The following is a 19,746-nucleotide window of genomic DNA, read 5'->3' as shown; positions in this document are numbered from 1 at the left end:
GAAACACCGATTTCGGTTCCGTTCGTTTGTTCTGCCATGACCCTCCTCGAAACCGGCATGCTGGTTGTGCTGAATGCAACCCTCGGCATGTGGTTCGGAGCAATGGTTTTCTTCTCGTTCATCGGCGCACCCACGACGTTCGACGTGTTGGACGGCGGCGCAGGACAGGTGGTGAACGCCATTTTTCCGAAATACTACGAATTCGGCGAAATTCTCGGATTTACCGCGGTCAGCGCCGCGATAATCGCCGGGAGCGAGGAAATGCTCGAATCGATTTCCGCATTTTTAGTCGCACCGCTCGTGCTGGTGGCGCTCGCCGCGACCATCTACGCCAATGCCAGACTCATCCCGAAGATGGAGGAAGCGGGCGACGAGGGATTCGCAAAATACCACAAGCAGTCGGTGATACTGAACGGCGTGACCATGCTCGCGGTGGCCGGCGCGCTCGTCCTCTCGCATCTATGAAAGGGACGTACACCCTGCTGGTCGAACTCGAAACCGCCACCAAAATCGAATTTGGTGCGAAAGGAACGAGGGGACTCGATTTGGGGTGGTACGCTTACACCGGCAGCGCCTTCGGACGGGGCGGTTTCTCGCGCGTGGCGCGCCACGCGCGAGTCGCGGCCAGGGAGAACGACGCCCGTCACTGGCACATCGACTATCTACTCGGAAGTCCGGAATCGCGGTTGGATGACGACGTGCGAACTGCCGGGGAAGACGTGGAGTGCGAGGTCGTCCGAAACCTCGATGGAGAGGTTTCGCCGATTTCCGGAATCGGGGCGTCGGACTGTAATTGCGGAACGCACCTTCATTTCGCCTCCGAAAAGACCACCCTCGAATCGGCGGTTCGACGGGCGCACGAACTGGAGAGGAATTGATTCTCGAAATTTGAAAGACGGGGACTACTTTTAATCCGTTCCCCACCGACCCTCAACTGATGGGTGACCGCGTACTTTCAGACCTTTTCGCGCCGTCGCGCGTCGCAGTCGTGGGAGCGACAGAGAGCGAAGGCTCCATCGGTCGCGCTATCGTGACGAACCTGCGCGACGACTTCGACGGCGAGACGGTGCCGGTGAACCCGAACTACGACGAGGTGTTCGGGCTGGATTGCTACCCCGACCTCGCGTCCGCGCCCGACGTCGACCTCGCGGTGGTGGTCGTCCCGCCGCACGTCGCCGTCGATGTGGTTCGCGGCGCTGGCGAGGCGGGCGTCGAAAACGTCGTCGTCATCACCGCGGGATTCGGCGAGACGGGAAGCGAAGGGGCCGAACGAGAACGGGAGTTGCAGGAAGTCGCCGAGGAGTACGACATCAACCTCGTCGGCCCGAACAGCCTCGGGGTGATGAGCACGCCCCTCGGTTTGAACGCGACGTTCGGGCCGGAGAACGCCCTGTCCGGGTCGATGTCGTTCATGAGCCAATCGGGCGCGTTCATCACCGCGGTGCTCGACTGGGCTAACGACGAGGGACTCGGCTTCAAGGACGTCGTCTCGCTCGGCAACAAGGCCGTGCTGGACGAAACGGATTTCGTCCGAGCGTGGGGCGACGACCCGGATACGGACGTGATTCTTGCGTACCTCGAAGGCGTCGAGGACGGCGGGGAGTTCATCTCGTCCGCGCGCGAGGCGACGGACGACACGCCGATCGTGATGGTCAAGTCGGGACGAACCGACGCCGGGGCGCAAGCCGTCTCCTCGCACACGGGGACGCTGGCGGGAAGCGACCGGGCTTACGAAGCGGGTCTCGAACAGGCGGGCGTCCTGCGGGTGGATACAGTCCAGGAACTGTTCGATTTCGCACAAATATTGGCGGGGCAACCGCTCCCCGAGAAGGACGACGTGGCAATCGTCACGAACGCGGGCGGACCGGGCGTGATGACCACCGACGCGGTCGGCGATTCGGAGCTGTCGCTGGCGTCGTTTTCGGAGGACACGCTGTCCGCGCTTTCCGAGGCCCTCCCCGAGGAGGCCAACATCTACAATCCGATAGATACCATCGGAGACGCCGATATCGACCGCTTCGCGGAAGCCGTCGATATCGCGTTAGCCGACGATAACGTCGGGTGTGCGGTCGTGCTTTCCGCACCGACCGCAGTGCTCGACTACGGAGAACTCGCCGAGGTAATCGGCGAACTCCAAGCGAAGCACGCCAAACCCGTCGCCGCGGCGATGATGGGCGGCGAACGAACCGAGAATGCAGAAGAAACCCTCCGCGAGGACGGGATTCCGAACTACTTCGACCCGGCGCGCGCAGTTCGGAGCTTAGACGCCCTCGCCACGTTCCGCGACATCAGCGAGCGCGAATACGAAGACCCGACCCGCTTCGAGGTGGACGAAGAACACGCGGAGGAAATCCTCTCACGGGCGAAAGACCGCGGCGACAACCGCCTCGGCGTGGAAGCGATGGATTTGCTCTCGGCCTACGGAATCCCGACGCCGAAGGGAGCTATCGCGGAAGCCCCGGAGGACGCGGTGAACGCCGCACAGGACATCGAGGGCGATGTCGTGATGAAAATCGTTTCACCCGACATCCTGCACAAATCCGACATCGGCGGCGTGAAAGTCGGCGTTCCGGACGAGGACGTGTACGACGCCTACGAAGACCTCGTGACGCGGGCGCGCAACTACCAACCCGACGCGACGATTCTCGGCGTACAGGTGCAGGAGATGGTGAACCTCGATTCGGGCACCGAAACCATCATCGGGATGAACCGCGACCCGCAGTTCGGCCCGCTCCTGCTGTTCGGATTGGGCGGCATCTTCGTGGAAATCATCGAAGATACGACGTTCCGGGTCGCACCCGTGAGCGAACGCGAGGCCCGCGAGATGGTGAACGACATCGAAACCGCGCCGCTGCTTCGAGGAGCGCGGGGCCGCGACGCCGCAAACGTAGGAAGCATCGTCGAAAGTATTCAACGACTGTCGCAACTCGTCACCGACTTCCCGGCGATTCTCGAACTGGACGTAAACCCCCTCGTCGCCACGCCCGACGGCGTGCAAGCTATCGACATTCGACTGACCGTGGACACCGACGAACTATGAACACGATACTCGTCACAGCAACCGAAGAAAGCACAGGCAAGACCGCCGTCGCCCTCGCTCTGGCGCGACTCGCACAGGAGCGCGGACTGTCGGTGGGCTACATGAAACCCAAAGGAACCAGACTCCAGAGCAACGTTGGCAAGACGCTCGACGCAGACCCGATGCTGGCCCGCGAGCTGTTGGAGTTGGACGCCGAGATGCACGAACTCGAACCCATCGTCTATTCGCCGACGTTCATCCAGCAGGCGATTCGAGGACGGGAGAGTTCCGACGAACTCCGCGAACAGGTTCGGGAAAGTTTCGACTCGCTGGCCGAGGGTCACGATTTAATGATAATCGAGGGCGGCGGCAAGCTCACGACGGGCGGAATCGTGGAACTTACCGACCCCGACGTGGCCGAACTGCTTGACGCCAAGGTGCTGCTCATCTCGCACTACCGAAACGGAAGCGACGTTGACGACCTGCTCGCCGCGGTGAACGACGTCGGCGACCGACTTTCCGGCGTCCTGTTCAACGCCGTGGCCAACACGGATTTCGACCCGCTCGATACGGACGTGGTTCCGTTCCTCGAAGGGAGAGGAATTCCGGTTCTCGGCGTCGTTCCACGCCAACAGGACCTCGCGGGCGTCACGGTCGGCCAATTGGCGACCGAACTCAACGCCGAGGTGCTGACCGGGGGCGACACGGACGCCTTCGTGGAACGCTTCCTCGTCGGTGCGATGAGCGGCGACAAGGCGCTTCGCCACCTTCGCCGGACGAAGGACGCCGTCCTCGTCACCGGCGGCGACCGCCCCGACCTGCAAACCGTCGCGCTGGAGGCGCCCGGCGTGAAATGCCTGATTCTGACGGGGGGCTTTCGCCCGCCCGGAGCAGTCATCGGGAAGGCGGAGGAGAAAAACGTCCCAATCCTGCTCGTGCAAGGCGACACCCTGACGGCAATCGAACGCGCGGAAGACGTGGTTCGGAGCGGTCGAACCCGCGACGAAGAGACGGTCGAACGAATGCGGGGGCTTCTGCACGACCACGCCGACGTGGACGCGCTGCTCGGTGATTCGAGGGAGGAAAACGGCGAGAACGAGGAGTAGAATGGCCGAACGCGGTTACGATACGACTACACAAAACTCGGAGGTGGTCATCGTCGGTGCCGGTCCCGGCGGCTGTGTGTTGAGCTATCTCCTCGCCAGAAGCGGCGTCGAAACCGTTTTGCTGGAACGACACGCCGACCTCGACCGAGAATTTCGAGGCTACTTGTTTCAACCGCTCGTTCTTCGACTGTTCGACCAGATGGGTGTGTTGGACGACGTTCGCTCGCTCGACCACGACGAAGTCCGCCGACCCGCCTTGACGGTGTTCGGACGCCCGTATGAAATCGTAGATTTCTCCCGAATGCCGAAGCCGTACGATTACGGGATTCTGATGGAGCAACCGGCGCTGCTTCGGTTGCTCATCGACCGGGCGAGCGAGTTCGAGAATTTCACGTTCCGCCACGCAACGACCGTGACCGACCTCCTATCCGAGGATGGCGATGTCGTCGGCGTGCGCGGGACTGACCGAGAACGAGACGAGACGATTGAATTGCGGAGTCGCCTCGTCGTCGGTGCCGATGGGCGATACTCGACGGTTCGAGAGGTTGCTGGAATCGACCCCGGACTGTTGGCTTCCGAGGTAGAACTGCTCTGGTTCAAGCTTCCGGCGGATGCCGTTCAGTCCACGGCACAGGGACGAATCGAGAGCAACGGGATAGTGCTCTACTTCGGACTTGGCGAGGAAGATGCACAAGCGGGGTGGTTCATCGAGAAGGGTTCCTATCCAGAGATTCGGAAGCGCGGAATCGACCATCTTCGAAGACAAATCGGGGCGGTCGAACCGACGCTCGCCCGCCATCTCGAAAGTTTCGACCAGTGTTCGCTCCTGCACATCGAACCCGGAGTAGCCGAGAAGTGGATTGGCAATGGGTTGCTCTTGCTCGGCGACGCGGCGCACGTCGCCTCGCCGGTCGGAGGACAGGGGAACGGATTGGCGATTCAGGACGCGATAGTTGCTCACTCGACAATCGTGAACGCACTGGAACGAAGCGAGGGCGCGATTCCCGCGGGACGACTGCGCCGATTCGAGTCGATTCGTCGTCCCGCCATCGAGGAAGTGGTTCGACTCCAACGACGGGGAGAACGAGCATTGTCGTGGTACGTTCTGCATCACGACTCGATTCCGGGGTGGATTGGCGCACCTCTCGCTCGAACGCTGTTTGCGGTGGCCCCGAAAACATCCGGTTTTCAGCGAACGTGGGAGACGTTCGCACTCGGGGCGAAGGACGTGTCAGTCGATACCGCGGCGTTCGAAGAAACGTCGTGATTTACGACTGTGAGCGTTCGAGCGAACCGATTGGGCTAGTCCGCGTGCTGCGATCCGGAGTAACGAGCAGATCGAGCCGTTTCGTCGTCGGGGGTGTTAAACGGGTGCGGCGAACGAAGTGCCGCGATGAGGCTCCACATGATCCCCGTGAGGAACGATCCGACGGCGGAGAGACTCATCCCGAGAGAGAAAAACGCGGTTCCGTAGACGACCCCTATCGTTGCTGACGGGAGCGAGGTACCGAGCGGAATGTTCGCCATCGAATCGCGAAGGGTCGGTACGAGAACGAGGAGTGAAAAGACGCTTCCGGCGAGGAAAACGACGTCCTGCCACATCATTCTACAATCCTCGTTCCGGTTGTCTTTTGGAAGGCTATCTGTTTCATCGAATCATCGTAAGGAGGTGTAGTTAATAAGTCTTACTCACTTTTGAGTAAAAATTTCTGTGAGAGCGTACCACGTTGACTATTGTCCCGTCGATTAAATCGTTATCATTCCCTTCACCGTCTCCTCGTTCATCGCCCGCTCGAACGCTTTGTCGATGTCGTCCAATCCCGACTCGAAATCCACGATTCCTTCGACATCGACCACGTTGTCGGCCAGCAGGTCAATCGCGGCGGGGTACGTGTTCCGGTAGCGAAACGACCCGAACAGGTCGAGTTCGTTGTCGATGATTTCGCCCGTATCGAGCGGAATTTCCGCGTTCTGTGCGAGTCCGATGAGAACGATGGTACCGCCGCGCCGCACCGAATCGATGGTCGAACGAATCGCGGGTTTCGCGCCCGAGGCTTCGATGACGATATCGACGCCGTCGCCGTCCGTGAGGTTCGCAACTGCGCCCGCGAGATTTTCTTCCCGAACGTCGATGACGGCGTCGGCACCGCGCGATTCGGCCGTCCGGAGTTTTTCGGGCACCATGTCGGAGATGAACACTTCGGTTGCTCCGGCGGCGCGCACCGCTTCCATCGCCAACAGGCCGATTGGCCCGCACCCAGTGATGAGGACAGAATCGCCGACGTCAACGTTGCCGCGGCGGGCCGCGTGAATCCCGACGCTCAGTGGTTCACAGAGCGCGCCTTCGCGCAGTGACACCGAGTCGGGGAGTCGATAGGCGAAGTCGGCGGGCCAAGCGACGTACTCCGCGAACGCGCCGTCGTCCGGCGGGGTCGCCATGAACGTCACGTCGGGACAGAGGTTGTACTCGCCGCGCTTGCAGTGGGCACATCGACGGCAGGGGACGCCGGGTTCGAGAGCTACCCTATCGCCCGGTTCGAACCCCGTTCTTTCGCCGACTGCGACGACTTCGCCCGCGCTTTCATGGCCGAGGATGAGCGGGGATTCGACCACGTAGTCGCCGATTTTTCCGTGTTCGTAGTAGTGTACATCCGATCCGCAGATTCCGATTTCGCGGACGTTGACTAGCAGTTCGTCCGGCGCGGGTTCGGGGCGCTCCCGTTCTTCGACGCGGAGCGACCCCGGTTCGTCGAGGACTGCGACGTGCATACCGGCGCTTCGTGCTCGAACGGCCTGAACGTTGCGTGGAAACGGTCGCGTTTCGCGCGTCGTGTGCAACGCTTATTACTCTATGGTATCACTGGGTAATTGATGTCGAAGACACAACTCCAGCGCGCCCGGAACGGCGAACTCACCTCTGAAATGGAACGGATCGCTGAGCGAGAAAATAGAGCGCCGGAATTCGTCCGAGAACAGGTTGCGAACGGGCAGGCCGTCATTCCGGCTAACCGCGGTCACGAGGCGCTCGACCCGATGATCATCGGACGCGAGTTCGCCACGAAGGTGAACGCGAACATCGGCAACAGCGAGACGACGAGCGATCGCGAGGGCGAGCTTCGAAAGCTTCACGCTGCGATCCACTACGGAGCCGACACGGTGATGGATCTAAGCACGGGCGGAACCCTCGACGAGATCCGGGAGACGAACGTCGAGTACTCGCCGGTTCCCGTCGGAACGGTTCCGATCTACGAGGCGGTCACGCTCGTGGACGACGTAGCCGACCTCACGCACGAACTACTGCTCGACGTTATCGAGAAACAGGCCCGGCAGGGCGTCGATTACATGACGATTCACGCGGGCGTGTTGATGGAACACCTCCCGCTCACCGACGGCCGTAAAACGGGTATCGTCTCCCGCGGTGGCTCGATCCTCGCCAAGTGGATGGAAGAAAACGGGATGCAGAATCCGCTCTACGCATCGTTCGAGGAGATCTGTGACGTCTTCGTCGAGCACGACGTCACGTTCAGCCTCGGGGACGGTCTCCGTCCGGGATGCCTCGCCGACGCCTGCGACGAGGCGCAGTTCGCTGAATTGGAGACGCTCGGCGAACTGACCCGAACGGCGCGAGATCGCGGCGTCCAAGTCATGGTTGAAGGGCCGGGACACGTCCCGATGGACGAAATCGAGATGAACGTCGAACGACAGCAAGAGGCGTGCGATGGTGCGCCGTTCTACGTTCTCGGTCCACTCGTCACCGACATCGCGCCCGGATACGATCACATCACGAGCGCTATCGGTGCGACCGAGGCGGCTCGCGCCGGTGCCGCGATGCTGTGTTACGTCACGCCCAAAGAACACCTCGGGCTTCCGGACGAAGACGACGTTCGGGACGGCCTTGCGGCGTACCGGATCGCCGCACACGCTGGAGATGTGGCGAGCGGTCTGCCCGGCGCTCGCGATTGGGACGATGCGCTCTCAGAGGCGCGTTACGAGTTCGATTGGTCGCGTCAGTTCGATCTCGCTCTCGACTCGGAACGAGCGCGCGAGTATCACGACCAGACGCTCCCGGGGGACAACTACAAGGAAGCTCGCTTCTGTTCGATGTGCGGGGTCGAATTCTGCTCGATGCGCATCGACCAGGACGCCCGCGAAAGCGACGGTGAGATGGAATCGCTCCGGGCCGAGACGGACTTGGACGAATCGCTCGCCGCGGATGTCAACCTCCCACCGACCGGTCTGCACGATACGACCGCCGTACCGAAGCTACCGGCCTTCCTCCGTCGGGAAGAAGGTCACGCGGACGACTGAAACAGTCACCGACCGCGCGGATTTCGGACGTTCGGCGACCGCGTCAGAGCCGCGTCGGAACCGTGTCCCGAGGGTCGAAGTCTTTGCGTCCGCGTTTTGGGGTGGCAATGGAACTCACCGCGCGGAAAACCGTTTCCGGGTTACGCATCTTTCGCCAATGCCAGCGCGTCCGGGCGATGAGCGAGAGTTTTCGCAGGCTTCCGAGCGACGGCTCTTTCGAAAATACGTCGTAGCCCTGCGCTCGAATCGCGCGGTGATAATCCGCGTACAATACCGCCGAAACTAGCGCGGTCAACTGGCAATATTCTGGGAGGTGCTGGATTCCTGCGACGCCGTCACGGTACAGCGATTCCGCCCGACAGAGTTCGTCGCGCATGGCGGCTGCGAAACTTCCGGAAACTCGAAGTTCTCGATTTCTTCGTCGGCGACGTCGTCGCAGACGCGGAAGAACCCGTACAACACGTACGTCGGGTGGCGAACTTGCTTTGGCAGGAGTCGCGTGGCGAGATGGAACGTCTTCCCCGTCTGCTGTTGTATCGACTTCCCCGCTTGTACGTGCGTGTCTCTCATTGCATGTTTGCCCCGAGAACAGAAGATCGTACGGCGGAGGTTTGAAAAAAGACGTTGCCAAACTGGTTTGAGAATCCTTGTAAACTCAGCTGTGAGGCCCATTTTCTCCGCGATTTTTCGCGTGAAATGACCATGATAAAATTGATACTGGGGTGGTTACTACGGTTCCATAGCAATGAATCGACGAAAGTTCCTCGCGGCGAGTGCGGTTTCGGTCGCAGGACTGAGTGGCTGTCTCGGTTTGGGAGGTGGGTCGGGGTCGAATCCGCAGTCCGACGAGGGGTACGACACGAAAGAACAATACGGTCAAAACGTCCCGCTTGCACCGCTTTCCGACGTGTACGACTGGTATCAGCAGGACGACGGCCGATTCGTGGATGCTCGCAGGCGGACGCAGTACGATACGTCCCACATCGAAGGGGCCGTACTCAGTCCAGCACCGGACGGACTGTCGGAAAACGACCCGGTTTCGTCGTGGTCGAAGGACGAACGCATCATCTGTTACTGTGGCTGTCCGCACCATCTCTCCTCGATGCGCGCGGGGAAACTGATGCAGAACGGATACGAAAACGTGTACGTTATCGACGAGGGCTACTGGGCGTGGCACGAGAAGGGGTATCCGGTTACGGGTCAAAACACCGAAGCCTCGCCACAGAAGTACGTCATCGACGGCGTTGCCGACCCGGCATTCGTCGGCGACAACGCCTGGGCGCGCCATCTCGAAACCGGACAGAACGAGGCGACCAGCATCTTGGAGGACGGCTCGTACTCGCTCCACGTCAAATTCCACGACGTGACGCCGGACAGCGTCCTCACTGTCCAGACGCCGGAGTACGAAGTCGAGGGAACCATCGAAGAACTTTCCTCGCGCGTCGTCACCGGATAGTCGCCGTTTCGAATTTCTCTTCTTTATTTTTGATTTTCCCCTCCCGAGTGGGCTACGAGCGTTTCTGAACTGTTATATGCGCTCCGGCGAGTGAACGCTACTTAATGATAGAGTGCGGTCAGCGCGGTTGTGGATGGGTCGCCATCGCACCGTCGGAGCGGTCTGCGTGGAAACAGTACGAATCGCATCTCCTGCGCGAACACGTCGAAACGGTCGAAGTAGAGGCGGAGATTCCGGACGGTTGTGTGCAGGTTCGAACCGACGATGGCGAGTGGAAGACGATGACCGCCGAGGAGGCGAAGAAGTTCTGCGACGAGTGAATCGCTGATTTTCCTCTTTTCGGTGCACGTGCGTTCCGAGCGGCCATCGTCCGTTCGTATCACACCGGAAAACGAAACCCCCATCTTTTTGATAACGCTGTCAGTAGGATTCTAACAACAGCTATGAGTCGAGACAGTCGAAACCAAGGAGGGGGCCTGTGAGCCTTCTCAATCGAATTTTCGAGAACGTAACGTCTCACAGCCGCGTGGTTATCGCGGTGTTGCTCGTATTGACCGTGCTCGTCGGAGCGGGCGCGCCGATGATAGAACAGTCGTCGTCGCTCGATCAGTTCCAGAGCGACAGCGAGGCTGCGGAGAAACTGGACTATATCGACTCGAACTTTACGACCGGACGAGAGAACACGACCGCAGTACAGGTGATCGTCCGTGGGGACGACGTGTTGTCAAAGGACACGATGGTGCACGCCCTCCGGTTCCAACAGCAACTCCGCGAAAACGAGACGGTTAACAAGACGCTAGTAGACGAAAACCCCACTAGTGGCGTTGCGAACGTCATCGCCATCAGCGCGATACAACGGGAGAAAGGTGCCGAACTTCGTGCGGAGGGTGAACAACTCCAACAACGGAGTCAGCAGTTAAATCAGACCGCGGGACGGTTGAGCGACGTGCTGAACCAAACGCGGGAACTGCAAGCGCAGTACGACCAGTTGAACGCCTCCCGGCAGTCGGGCGAAATCGACAACGAAACGTACCGCCAGCGTGCGGGCGAGATAGAAACCCAACTACAAGGGGTACGGGCGAACGCGACGAGCGAACTCACGGCGAATCAATCGGCCACGTTCAACCAATCGGCACAGCAGGCCCGCGGCCTGCAAGCCCAACTCGACCAATTGAACGCCTCCTACCAGCAAGGTCAGATTAACCAATCGGCCTATCAGGAGCGAACGAGCGAGATTGAATCGCAGTTCCAACAGGTGTACCAACTCGGTACGCAGGGCGTCTTGGCGGAGGAGTACGAACAACTCCAGACCCGGAGCGAGAACTTAACGGAGAAACGAGAAAACCTTCAAAACGGTTCGACCCCGTCGCTTTCCGCGCAAATCGAGCGGTTGGAGTCGATGAATCAGTCACAGGTCGATAGCACGACGGAGATGGTGCTTTCCTCGAACGATTCCGACGGAATGTCGGGACAAGCACTGGCGTTCATGCCAACGTCGTACGAACCCGGTACGACCGAAGCGAACGCGACGATGCTGATGGTTTTCCAGAAGCAGGACGGTCAGTCGATGCAACCGGGTCAGGGGTCTGACGCTATCGTCGAGTCCCAGTCGGCCATCCAGTCCATTGCGGACGAGGAGTTCGACCGAGAGGCCATGGTCTTCGGAAGCGGCATCATCAGCGAGGAAATCAACCAGTCGATGACGGACAGTTTGACCATCGTCGGCCCCCTCGCCCTGCTGTTCGTTATCCTGACCTTGCTCGTGGCCTACCGCGACCTGCTCGACATCCTGCTCGGGGTCTTCGGCATCGTCCTCGTGCTGGTGTGGACGTTCGGCTTCATGGGTTGGCTCGGAATCACGTTCAACCAGATGTTCATCGCGGTTCCCGTGCTGCTCATCGGGTTGTCCATCGACTACGCGATTCACGTCTTCATGCGGCATCGGGAAGAACGTGAACAGGATACCGGTGCAGGCGTTCGCGGGTCGATGCGAGTCGCGCTCGTCAGTGTCGGCGCGGCCCTGACGTGGGTGACCGCGACGACGGTTATCGGATTCCTTTCGAACTTGGTCAGCCCCCTCCCGCCGATCCAGGACTTCGGTATCGTGAGTTCCATCGGCATCATCGCTGCACTGCTCATCTTCGGCGCGCTGATTCCCGCGCTGAAAGTCGAACTCGACGAAATCCTCGAATCCCGCGGCTACGACCGTACCAAACGGGCGTTCGGTACCGGCGGCGGCGGACTCGGTCGCGTTCTCTCTGCCGGAGCGGTTGCGGCACGAAAAGCCCCGCTCGTCGTTATCGTCCTCACGGTGCTCATCAGCGCTGGCGGCGCCTACGGTGCGACGAAGGTCGATACCAGTTTCGCACAGGAAGACTTTCTCGCGGAAGATCCACCGGGGTGGACGAAGGAACTGCCGGAGCCGTTCAAACCCGCCGAATATTCGGCGAAGAAGAATCTCGACTACGTGAACGACAACTTCGTCCGTGAGGATTCGCAGGCACAAATCCTGATACAAGGTGACATTACCCAAGACGATACGTTAGAACAGGTGCAGCAGGCGCGCGACGACGCCGCCGACAAGGATACGACGCTCGTCCTCTCGAACGGCGAACCCGAGGTGACGAGTCCGCTCTCGGTGATGGAACAGGTAGCGGCGCAGAACGAATCGTTTAACGCGACGTTTACCGCCGCCGACACCGACGGAAACGGCGTTCCCGACCAGAACCTGAAACAGGTGTACGACGGACTGTACACCGTCGCCCCCGAGCAAGCGGCAAGCGCCGTCCACCGAGAAGACGGCGAGTATCAGGCGGTGCGAATGTCGATTTCGGTCGAGGGTGGCGCGGCGAGCGCCGACGTGACCGATGAGATGCGCGACGTGGCGGACGGCTTCGACGGCGACCTCGAAGCCACCGCGACCGGTCAAGCAATCGTCTTCGAAATCGTCCAGAAACAACTGCTCGACACGGTCATTCAGAGCCTCATCATCACGATGGTCTCGGTGTTCGCCTTCCTGATGCTCATCTACCGCATCACGGAAGGAAGTGCGACCCTCGGCGCGGTCACCCTGCTTCCCGTCGTGTTCAGTGTGACGTGGATTCTGGGAACGATGTACCTGCTCGGTATGCCGTTCAACGTCCTGACGGGGATGATTACGAGCCTTACCGTCGGATTGGGTGTCGCCTACAGCATCCACCTGTCCGAGCGGTACAACGTCGAACTGGAACGACGCGGCTCCGTCTGGGAAGCAATGAACGTCGCACTCACCGGAACCGGCGGCGCACTGCTGGGCAGTGCGGCGACGACGATCGGCGGTTTCGGCGTCCTCGTCTTCGCCATTCTGCCCGCACTCCAGCAGTTCGGTATCATCACCGGCTTGACTATCATCTACGCCTTCCTCGCGAGCGTGTTGGTGCTTCCGAGCCTGCTCGTCGTCTGGACGCGCTACTTCGGGCCGGGCGCTCGTGGAACCATCCAGACGAAATCGACCGCGGCTGTATCCGGAGAGGATTGAGATGAACGAAGACGACGCCATCTCCGCGCTCACCGACCTCGGCCTGTCGAACTACGAGGCCAAGGTGTTCGTCGCCCTGCAAAAACTGGGCACCGGAACCGCTCGGGACATCCACACCGTGACGGACGTTCCGCGGTCACAGGTGTACGGTGCGGCGGAAACGCTCCAAGAGCGCGGACTGGTCGAGCTTCAGCAGTCGAAACCGATTCAGTACCGGCCCGTGAGCTTGGACGCCGCAAAATCGCACCTCCGCGACCGATTCGAGCGAACTCAGCAGCGAGCCTTCGACTACCTCGAAACCGCACAGAACGAGTTCGTGGACGGCGACGAGGAACGCGAAGACGTGTGGTCTGTCGATGGGCGCGATGCAATCTCCAGTCGGCTCGAACAGCTCATCGAGGAAGCCGAATCGAGAATCGTTTTCGCGGTTCACGACGCTTCGTTGTTCACCCGCGGTATCGCGGACGCCCTCGGAGAGCGCGCCGACGCGGGAGTCAGCGTTCTCGTCGTCACAGACGACCCTTCCGTTCACAACCGGGTCGAAGACCTCTCGATTATCGACATGCCCGGTGGGCCGGAAGAACACCGCGCAGGGCGTGTAGCCGTCGTGGACGACGATACCGTGCTTATCAGCGTTCTCGGCGACGACGAGAACGCGATTTGGAGTTCGCAGACCGGATTCGCGGCGATTTTGAGTCAGTTCATCGACGCTCGACTCGAAAACGCGGCGCGGGACTGAGGTTTCTGCCGACCAAATTTTCACGACAGTTTAAATATCAAGCCGCCAAATCGTCCGGTATGCCGTGGTACGCCGTCGAAGCCCTGGACGACGCTATCGAGACCACCAAAGCCTTCCTCCTGCCGTTCGAGGTGTGGACGTGGTTGAAACTCGCCGTCATCATTCTTTTCGTCGGCGGGACGAGCACGTCGCCACCGGGTGCTAACTTCCAGTTCGGTGGCGGGAGTGGAACGGGAGGTGGAACGGGAACTCCACTCCCGAACATTCCGTTTTCGACCGACACACTCATTGTCCTCGTAATCGCCGTCGTTGCAGTGGTGGTTTTCGTCTGGCTGGTGCTCACCTTCATCGGGTCGATTATGGAGTTCGCGTTTGTCGAATCGCTTCGCTCGCGCGAGGTTCACGTCCGGTCGTATGTCCGCCGGTACTTCGTGCAGGGAGTACGACTGTTCGGGTTCCGAGTCGTCCTCTTCACCCTTCTTTTGCTTCCGATAGTCGGATTTCTGTTCGTTTTCATTCCGTCGCTCCTCGATGGCTCGGCGGACGTGGCCCTCGGAAGCGTATTCGTCTTTTTGCCGGTGATGGTCGTTCTCGGACTCATCGTCGCCCTTGTCGATGGTCTGACGACGAACTTCGTTGTTCCCGTAATGCTACTGCGCGGCGGCGGCGTGCTCGCGGGCTGGCGGACGTTTTGGCCGACGCTCCGCGGTCAGTGGAAACAGTACGGTATGTACGTTTTGCTTCGATTCGCCCTTAGCATCGCGGCGGGAATCATCGTCGGAATCGTGGGCGGAATCCTGAGTCTTTTCGTGCTAATTCCGTTTGCCATCCTCGGAATCGGGCTGTACGTTCTGTCCGGAAATCCCACATTCAACGCAATCACGTCGAGCATCCCGCTCACGGCCTCGTTCGGCCTGCTCGTGCTCCTCTGTATCCTCTTTTTGCTGTTCGTACTCGCCATCATCCGGGTGCCCGTACAAACCTACCTCCGGTATTTCGCCCTGCTCGTGCTGGGTGATACGAACCGGCAACTCGACGTTATTCCGGAACTGCGAGAAGAGATTCGGTGAGGATTCGCTCAGAGTTCCTACAGTTTCGAATCGAGTTGTCTCCCAACTGCATCGTCGCCGACGGGACCGCAATCCCGCGCGAGATGGACGAGTGGAGCGTTGTCCATCGTGAGCCACTCCCCGTTGCCATCGCTGGCGACAGTCACGGAACGCTGTGTTTGGGGAAGTCCGTTAGCGCGCGTCCCGCTCGTTCGTTCGCGAACGCCGGCCATCTGGAGCGGACGCGCGGGTTCTTCGGTGACGACGAACCGATATTGAGGGATTTCGGGGTCGTGTTCGCGGAGTGCGTCGCGATAGTCGCGTGCGAGTTGGACGGCGCGAGAGGCGTCGTCGTGGGCTTCGAACTGTTTTCCAGTAATCGGCATCGGGCATTCGCCGGTTTCCGCGCATAGCACCGAAAACCGACCGTGGCCGCTCTCGACCGCCAACGACTCGATTTCCTTCCGTGTCTGCCGGAGGATGTCGTCCATGTTTAGGCTAACCTAATTTAGGTTTAGGCTGTCCTAAAAAGGTTGCGACTCACTCTGTAAGCAGGGAGAGCAGGTGCGCCGAAAGGCGTTTGTCGAGCGGCTCGTTCGCGTTTCCGCAGTGCGGCGACTGCACGCAGGACGGACATCCCGACTCGCAATCGCAAGCGCGAATCATCTCCCCCGTGTTTCGCATGAGCGATTCGACAGTCTCGTAGCCTTCGCGAGTCAGACCGACACCGCCTGGGTAGCCGTCATAGATGAAAATGGTACTCTTTCCGGTGTGCGGATGAACCGGCGTGGAGAGGCCGCCGATGTCCCGACGGTCACAGAGCAATTCCAGCGGAAACAGGGAAATCATCCCGTGTTCCGCGGCGTGAATCGCGCCGCCGAAATCGCCGCCCATGGCGCGGATTTCCTGCTCTACGTCCTCCGGAATTGTGAAGTAGAGCGCCTTGGTTCGAAGCGTCAGCTCCGGCAGAGAAAGCGACTCCTTTCCGAGCGTCTCGCCGCGCTTCGCGTCTCGACGCTCGAATCCGGTGATTCGCTTTCGCATCGTCACGTCGGCGAACCGGACGACGCAGTCGTCGCGGGTCGAGAGGGTTTTTTCATCCGTATCGCTCTCGACCGTAATTTCCTTTTCGTGGAGCGTTTTCGTGTGATAATCTGCCCACGTCGGCGACAGCTCGGCCACGTCCTTCGATAGGTCGAGGTCAACCACTTCGTAGGATTGGCCTTGGTGATGATAGACCGACCCGGGATGGGCGTCGCTCAGGGCATCGCTGAACGGAAGCGAAGAAATAACGTCGTTTCGGGAGCGGTCGAGAAGGTCGATTTCGCGCTCGTCGATGCTTCGCAGGCTCATCTCGTGCTGCGGACTTCCGTCGCCGTCGTACACCCAGCGTATGCCCTCGTTCGTCTGTCGGCGCTTCAGTTGTCCTGATGATTCGAGGTTCGAAACGAGTTCGGGAAATCCCTCGCCGAAATATCTCTCGTCGTTCGCCGACAGCCACGTTTCCCGGGCCGCAGACGTGACGTGGCTCGGAAGCAACTCCTCGTTTTCGGGATTGGCGACTGCTCGCTCGGGGTCGCCCGCAAAAAGTTCGTCGGGGTTGCGCATCAAAAACTGGTCTAACTGATCTTCTCCCGCGACGAGCGTGACGAGGCTGGCGTCGGTTCCGCGGCCCGCACGCCCGGCCTGCTGGAACGCGGCCATCCGAGTCCCCGGATAGCCGTCGAGGAGGACTGCATCGAGACCGCCGATGTCCACGCCGAGTTCCAGCGCGTTCGTACTCCACGCGCCACGAACCTCGCCGGAGTGGAGGCCGGATTCCAGTTCCCGCCTGCGGTCGTTTCGCAGCGCGGCCTGGTACGCCGAGATTTTGGAGGCGAGGCCGTGTTCTCCGCGCCGTCGAAGTTCGTCGGTACTCTCCATCGCGTAGCGTTCCGCGGCCTGTCGAGCGCGGGTGAATACCAACGTCTGGTAGTCGCGAGTGACGAGGTCGGCGAACAGTCGCTTCGACTCGGCGTGACTCGATTTTCGTCTGCCACTGCCGCGGTTTGGGTCTTCGTACTCCGGCGGATTCCACAGCACCCAGTGGGTCGGCCCGGTTCGACTCGCGTCTTCGTCCACGAGGCGAAACGAGGATTCGGGCTGTCCGGTCACCGCGCTCGCGTGTTCGACCGGATTGCCGATGGTCGCGGAACAGCAGACGAACTGGGGTGCGGAGTCAAATCGGTCGCAAATTCGCGCGAGTCGCCGGAGGACGAGCGCAACGTGACTTCCGAAAACACCCCGATATTCGTGGACTTCGTCGATAACGACCGTTTCCAACCCCTTGAAAAACCAGTGCCACAGTCGGTGGGCGTAGGGAAGCAGGGCGTAGTGGAGCATATCGGGCGTCGTGAGGACGACGGTCGGACGACGATCGCGCACCGCCCGCTTTTCGTTTTTATCGAGCCGCCCCGTGTACTGGTCTACCGAAACTCGACTGCCGAACCCCAAATCGCGGGCGAGTTCCGATAAGGTGTCTTCTTGGTCGTTGATGAGCGCGTTTTGCGGGGCGATGTAGAGCGTCCTCCCGCCGTGATCTATCGCTCGTTCGAACGCCGGAATCGTGTACGCGAGGCTCTTGCCGCTCGCTGTTCGAGTGGCGATAACGAGATTGTTCCCGTCGCGAACTGCTTCGACGCCGTCCGCCTGATGCCGATACAGTCGGTCGATACCGCGGTCTGCGAGAGCCGATTCGAGACGTGATTCGAGGGAAATCTCCCGAAACTCACCGTCGTTCCCGGATATCGTCTCGTGCCGGGCAATTTGCCCCTCATAGTAGGGCCGCCCGCGGAGCCAGTCGATAGTGTCCTGCACTGGGCGGAAGTTGGACGTGAAGGCTCTAACCGGTTTCGTACGCGGACGTCGTGATAACGACGTGAACCGCTTCTATCGGACGGCCCTCACGCTACGCCCCGTTCCCCACCCCGCCAAACGGTGTTTTCGGAATCGGTTCTACCATATCGTCACCGTACGACCACGAGAGGACGCCGTAGTCGGCGAGTCGCGGGAGATGTTCTTGTTCGAGACGAAAGCGCGTTCGTTCCTGTTCGGCTGGCGTAACGTCGGTGTACGGCGTGTCGTCACACCGACTCGTGATATCGAGGGCGACTCGTGAGAGCGGAGTCGGGGTGTCCTGTTCGACGAGATAGAGAACTAGATGACGCCGTTGTTCGTCTCCAAGCAACTTGAACACCGAGTCGGATGTGGAAAGAAGAGTCCCTGGTTCGATGGCCTCCAAGAACCTCAGCAGCTCCACGAGGACTTGACCTTCATCGTTCGTTGTGTCGCCCATATTCTGTTTTATCGCCATCGCGAGGTATGTATTTCGCGATTTGGGCAATTATCAAAATTTACCCATAATTATCGGGGCGCTATTTGATACATAGTAGAAAACCGCGAGAGAGGTCGCAAATATGTGAAGAATTTCGTTCACTTTTTGATTTGAAAACGGACATCGAAGCGGTTGTCAGTTGGTAGCATTTCAAAACGGCATATGAGTTTTTACCCATAGAACCACTAGGAGTAGAACATGAGCGCCGATGACGAAAGTGCAGCCTCGCCGTTTATGTGCGGCGTAGAAGCACCCATAACGTTCCAGCACGACTGGAAGAGCGATGACGTGCTCGGGGCGTCCATCATTCAACGAATGGTTGAAGAGTCGAAAACCAATTCGACCGACGTCCCCGAATCACTGTACCAGTGTATCGACCCCGACGCACTGGCAGATTTGTTCCGACCACTGCAGGACGGTACACCTCGAACGAGCGGGGAAGTGACGTTTACGCTCGCCGGGCACTACATCACCGCCAGTAGTGACGGAACGATAGAAATCGAATCGGAACTCGGCCGATTGAAGCGTTCCGGCGGAAACCTACTTTTCACCGGCGACGTTCCGGCGGACGTTTTCGAGCAGTTGAGCGCACAGTTCCTGGGCGAGACTGCGTACGACAGAACGCAGCTCTTCGCGCTTTACGGACGCGATACCGACGCGGCTCGCGCTCGTCTCTCGCGAGCGGACGCAAATTCCGAGCGTGCGCATCTCCTCACGTACGAGGTACCCGTTCGATCGACCGCACAGGCACCGCGGAACGATTATCCCGGTCAACCGTCCGTCTCGCCTGTGTCGGGAACCATCGACGATTTTCGGCGAGCAATCGACGATAAAGTGTTCGATTTGCAGTACCAACGGCGGGGATTCGAGCCGGGAGAACTCCGGTTCTGCTTCGACTCGCTACGACTCCTTTTCAACGAGGAAGATACGCGAACCGTCGAAGAATTTCTGCGAACCATGACGAAAACCGTCGACGAGGTCTCCGGGCTTGGCCACTACGTTTTCCCGAATGCGTACGACTCATCTAGCGTACAAGCCATCGAACCGCTGTTCGACGTAACCATTCAACTGAAAATCGGCGAAACGGGGCCCGAGCAGCGATGGCACTTGCACAACACGGAATATACGACGACGTGGTTCCCTATCTAGCGCGTTACGGAACCGAAATAAATGCGCTTC

General features: G+C 60.0%; 19 protein-coding genes. 12 read left to right on the top strand and 7 right to left on the bottom strand.

What is annotated here, in order from left to right:
- Positions 1-36 precede the first annotated feature (36 nt).
- From LIX15_RS19305 to LIX15_RS19285, 5 genes are read left to right on the top strand one after another with little or no spacing between them, the layout of a single operon-like run.
- The gene (locus tag LIX15_RS19305; protein WP_227775175.1) at positions 37-465 is read left to right on the top strand and encodes a DUF4149 domain-containing protein; all 429 of its coding nucleotides are present in this window, start codon (positions 37-39) and stop codon (positions 463-465) included.
- On the top strand, positions 462-878 hold the full coding sequence (locus tag LIX15_RS19300; RefSeq protein WP_227775174.1) for a GIY-YIG nuclease family protein: 417 nt from the start codon (positions 462-464) through the stop codon (positions 876-878). The genes LIX15_RS19305 and LIX15_RS19300 overlap by 4 nt, the downstream gene beginning before the upstream one ends.
- Positions 879-937: 59 nt before the next feature.
- Positions 938-3,040 (top strand): acetate--CoA ligase family protein, encoded by a 2,103-nt coding sequence (locus LIX15_RS19295; RefSeq protein WP_227775173.1) that lies wholly within the window; start codon positions 938-940, stop codon positions 3,038-3,040.
- A complete protein-coding gene (locus tag LIX15_RS19290; protein WP_227775172.1) occupies positions 3,037-4,125 on the top strand; it encodes a phosphotransacetylase family protein in 1,089 nt (362 codons plus the stop codon). The genes LIX15_RS19295 and LIX15_RS19290 overlap by 4 nt, the downstream gene beginning before the upstream one ends.
- Before the next feature lies 1 nt (position 4,126).
- A complete protein-coding gene (locus LIX15_RS19285) occupies positions 4,127-5,392 on the top strand; it encodes an FAD-dependent oxidoreductase (protein ID WP_227775169.1) in 1,266 nt (421 codons plus the stop codon).
- A gap of 35 nt (positions 5,393-5,427) precedes the next feature.
- Here LIX15_RS19285 and LIX15_RS19280 read toward each other — a convergent pair whose 3' ends face one another.
- Both LIX15_RS19280 and LIX15_RS19275 read right to left on the bottom strand, forming a co-directional pair.
- The gene (locus LIX15_RS19280; RefSeq protein WP_227775167.1) at positions 5,428-5,730 is read right to left on the bottom strand and encodes a hypothetical protein; all 303 of its coding nucleotides are present in this window, start codon (positions 5,728-5,730) and stop codon (positions 5,428-5,430) included.
- Between the two features lie 141 nt (positions 5,731-5,871).
- Positions 5,872-6,894, bottom strand: coding sequence for an NAD(P)-dependent alcohol dehydrogenase (locus tag LIX15_RS19275; protein WP_227775166.1), 1,023 nt, complete (start codon positions 6,892-6,894; stop codon positions 5,872-5,874).
- A 102-nt stretch (positions 6,895-6,996) separates the two neighbouring features.
- Between LIX15_RS19275 and thiC the strand changes: the two genes are divergently transcribed.
- On the top strand, positions 6,997-8,433 hold the full coding sequence (thiC, locus tag LIX15_RS19270) for a phosphomethylpyrimidine synthase ThiC (protein ID WP_227775164.1): 1,437 nt from the start codon (positions 6,997-6,999) through the stop codon (positions 8,431-8,433).
- Between the two features lie 43 nt (positions 8,434-8,476).
- Here thiC and LIX15_RS33720 read toward each other — a convergent pair whose 3' ends face one another.
- On the bottom strand, positions 8,477-8,809 hold the full coding sequence (locus LIX15_RS33720; protein ID WP_390184139.1) for a squalene/phytoene synthase family protein: 333 nt from the start codon (positions 8,807-8,809) through the stop codon (positions 8,477-8,479).
- Complete coding sequence (locus tag LIX15_RS33715; RefSeq protein WP_390184140.1) at positions 8,725-9,003, bottom strand: squalene/phytoene synthase family protein; 279 nt, start codon at positions 9,001-9,003, stop codon at positions 8,725-8,727. Before LIX15_RS33715 ends, LIX15_RS33720 begins: the two co-directional genes overlap by 85 nt.
- Positions 9,004-9,178: 175 nt before the next feature.
- Between LIX15_RS33715 and LIX15_RS19260 the strand changes: the two genes are divergently transcribed.
- From LIX15_RS19260 to LIX15_RS19240, 5 genes are all read left to right on the top strand, one after another.
- Positions 9,179-9,889, top strand: a complete 711-nt coding sequence (locus LIX15_RS19260; RefSeq protein WP_227775162.1) for a rhodanese-like domain-containing protein — start codon at positions 9,179-9,181, stop codon at positions 9,887-9,889.
- Between the two features lie 104 nt (positions 9,890-9,993).
- Entirely contained in the window at positions 9,994-10,209 is a 216-nt protein-coding gene (locus LIX15_RS19255) for a hypothetical protein (protein WP_227775160.1), read from the top strand.
- Between the two features lie 158 nt (positions 10,210-10,367).
- On the top strand, positions 10,368-13,406 hold the full coding sequence (locus LIX15_RS19250) for an MMPL family transporter (protein ID WP_227775158.1): 3,039 nt from the start codon (positions 10,368-10,370) through the stop codon (positions 13,404-13,406).
- Position 13,407: 1 nt separating this feature from the next.
- Positions 13,408-14,145 (top strand): TrmB family transcriptional regulator, encoded by a 738-nt coding sequence (locus LIX15_RS19245; RefSeq protein ID WP_227775157.1) that lies wholly within the window; start codon positions 13,408-13,410, stop codon positions 14,143-14,145.
- A gap of 59 nt (positions 14,146-14,204) precedes the next feature.
- A complete protein-coding gene (locus LIX15_RS19240) occupies positions 14,205-15,215 on the top strand; it encodes a DUF7544 domain-containing protein (RefSeq protein ID WP_227775155.1) in 1,011 nt (336 codons plus the stop codon).
- 17 nt (positions 15,216-15,232) lie between these two features.
- Here LIX15_RS19240 and LIX15_RS19235 read toward each other — a convergent pair whose 3' ends face one another.
- The 3 genes from LIX15_RS19235 to LIX15_RS19225 form a co-directional block, all read right to left on the bottom strand.
- Entirely contained in the window at positions 15,233-15,685 is a 453-nt protein-coding gene (locus LIX15_RS19235; protein ID WP_227775153.1) for a DUF7552 domain-containing protein, read from the bottom strand.
- 49 nt (positions 15,686-15,734) lie between these two features.
- Positions 15,735-18,050: a DEAD/DEAH box helicase gene (locus tag LIX15_RS19230; protein ID WP_227775151.1), complete on the bottom strand. Its 2,316-nt coding sequence runs from the start codon at positions 18,048-18,050 to the stop codon at positions 15,735-15,737.
- 91 nt (positions 18,051-18,141) lie between these two features.
- The gene (locus LIX15_RS19225; RefSeq protein ID WP_227775150.1) at positions 18,142-18,528 is read right to left on the bottom strand and encodes a DUF7344 domain-containing protein; all 387 of its coding nucleotides are present in this window, start codon (positions 18,526-18,528) and stop codon (positions 18,142-18,144) included.
- A 237-nt stretch (positions 18,529-18,765) separates the two neighbouring features.
- Here LIX15_RS19225 and LIX15_RS19220 point away from each other — a divergent pair, with 237 nt between their 5' ends.
- Positions 18,766-19,716: a DUF7504 family protein gene (locus LIX15_RS19220; RefSeq protein WP_227775148.1), complete on the top strand. Its 951-nt coding sequence runs from the start codon at positions 18,766-18,768 to the stop codon at positions 19,714-19,716.
- Positions 19,717-19,746 lie beyond the last annotated feature (30 nt).

The sequence above is a fragment of the Haladaptatus pallidirubidus genome, from assembly GCF_020700235.1.
Classification (GTDB): domain Archaea; phylum Halobacteriota; class Halobacteria; order Halobacteriales; family Haladaptataceae; genus Haladaptatus; species Haladaptatus pallidirubidus.
The sequence above is the reverse complement of the archived record's forward strand: the minus strand, read 5'-3'. Positions and strand labels throughout refer to the sequence as shown.

Excerpts from the sequence above, each read along its gene's own strand:
- LIX15_RS19305 (WP_227775175.1), top strand. The coding sequence starts at position 37 with ATGACCCTCCTCGAAACCGGCATGCTGGTTGTGCTGAATGCAACCCTC.
- LIX15_RS19300 (WP_227775174.1), top strand. The coding sequence starts at position 462 with ATGAAAGGGACGTACACCCTGCTGGTCGAACTCGAAACCGCCACCAAA.
- LIX15_RS19295 (WP_227775173.1), top strand. The coding sequence starts at position 938 with ATGGGTGACCGCGTACTTTCAGACCTTTTCGCGCCGTCGCGCGTCGCA.
- LIX15_RS19290 (WP_227775172.1), top strand. The coding sequence starts at position 3,037 with ATGAACACGATACTCGTCACAGCAACCGAAGAAAGCACAGGCAAGACC.
- LIX15_RS19285 (WP_227775169.1), top strand. The coding sequence starts at position 4,127 with ATGGCCGAACGCGGTTACGATACGACTACACAAAACTCGGAGGTGGTC.
- LIX15_RS19280 (WP_227775167.1), bottom strand. The coding sequence starts at position 5,730 with ATGATGTGGCAGGACGTCGTTTTCCTCGCCGGAAGCGTCTTTTCACTC.
- LIX15_RS19275 (WP_227775166.1), bottom strand. The coding sequence starts at position 6,894 with ATGCACGTCGCAGTCCTCGACGAACCGGGGTCGCTCCGCGTCGAAGAA.
- thiC (WP_227775164.1), top strand. The coding sequence starts at position 6,997 with ATGTCGAAGACACAACTCCAGCGCGCCCGGAACGGCGAACTCACCTCT.
- LIX15_RS33720 (WP_390184139.1), bottom strand. The coding sequence starts at position 8,809 with ATGCGCGACGAACTCTGTCGGGCGGAATCGCTGTACCGTGACGGCGTC.
- LIX15_RS33715 (WP_390184140.1), bottom strand. The coding sequence starts at position 9,003 with ATGAGAGACACGCACGTACAAGCGGGGAAGTCGATACAACAGCAGACG.
- LIX15_RS19260 (WP_227775162.1), top strand. The coding sequence starts at position 9,179 with ATGAATCGACGAAAGTTCCTCGCGGCGAGTGCGGTTTCGGTCGCAGGA.
- LIX15_RS19255 (WP_227775160.1), top strand. The coding sequence starts at position 9,994 with ATGATAGAGTGCGGTCAGCGCGGTTGTGGATGGGTCGCCATCGCACCG.
- LIX15_RS19245 (WP_227775157.1), top strand. The coding sequence starts at position 13,408 with ATGAACGAAGACGACGCCATCTCCGCGCTCACCGACCTCGGCCTGTCG.
- LIX15_RS19240 (WP_227775155.1), top strand. The coding sequence starts at position 14,205 with ATGCCGTGGTACGCCGTCGAAGCCCTGGACGACGCTATCGAGACCACC.
- LIX15_RS19235 (WP_227775153.1), bottom strand. The coding sequence starts at position 15,685 with ATGGACGACATCCTCCGGCAGACACGGAAGGAAATCGAGTCGTTGGCG.
- LIX15_RS19225 (WP_227775150.1), bottom strand. The coding sequence starts at position 18,528 with ATGGGCGACACAACGAACGATGAAGGTCAAGTCCTCGTGGAGCTGCTG.
- LIX15_RS19220 (WP_227775148.1), top strand. The coding sequence starts at position 18,766 with ATGAGCGCCGATGACGAAAGTGCAGCCTCGCCGTTTATGTGCGGCGTA.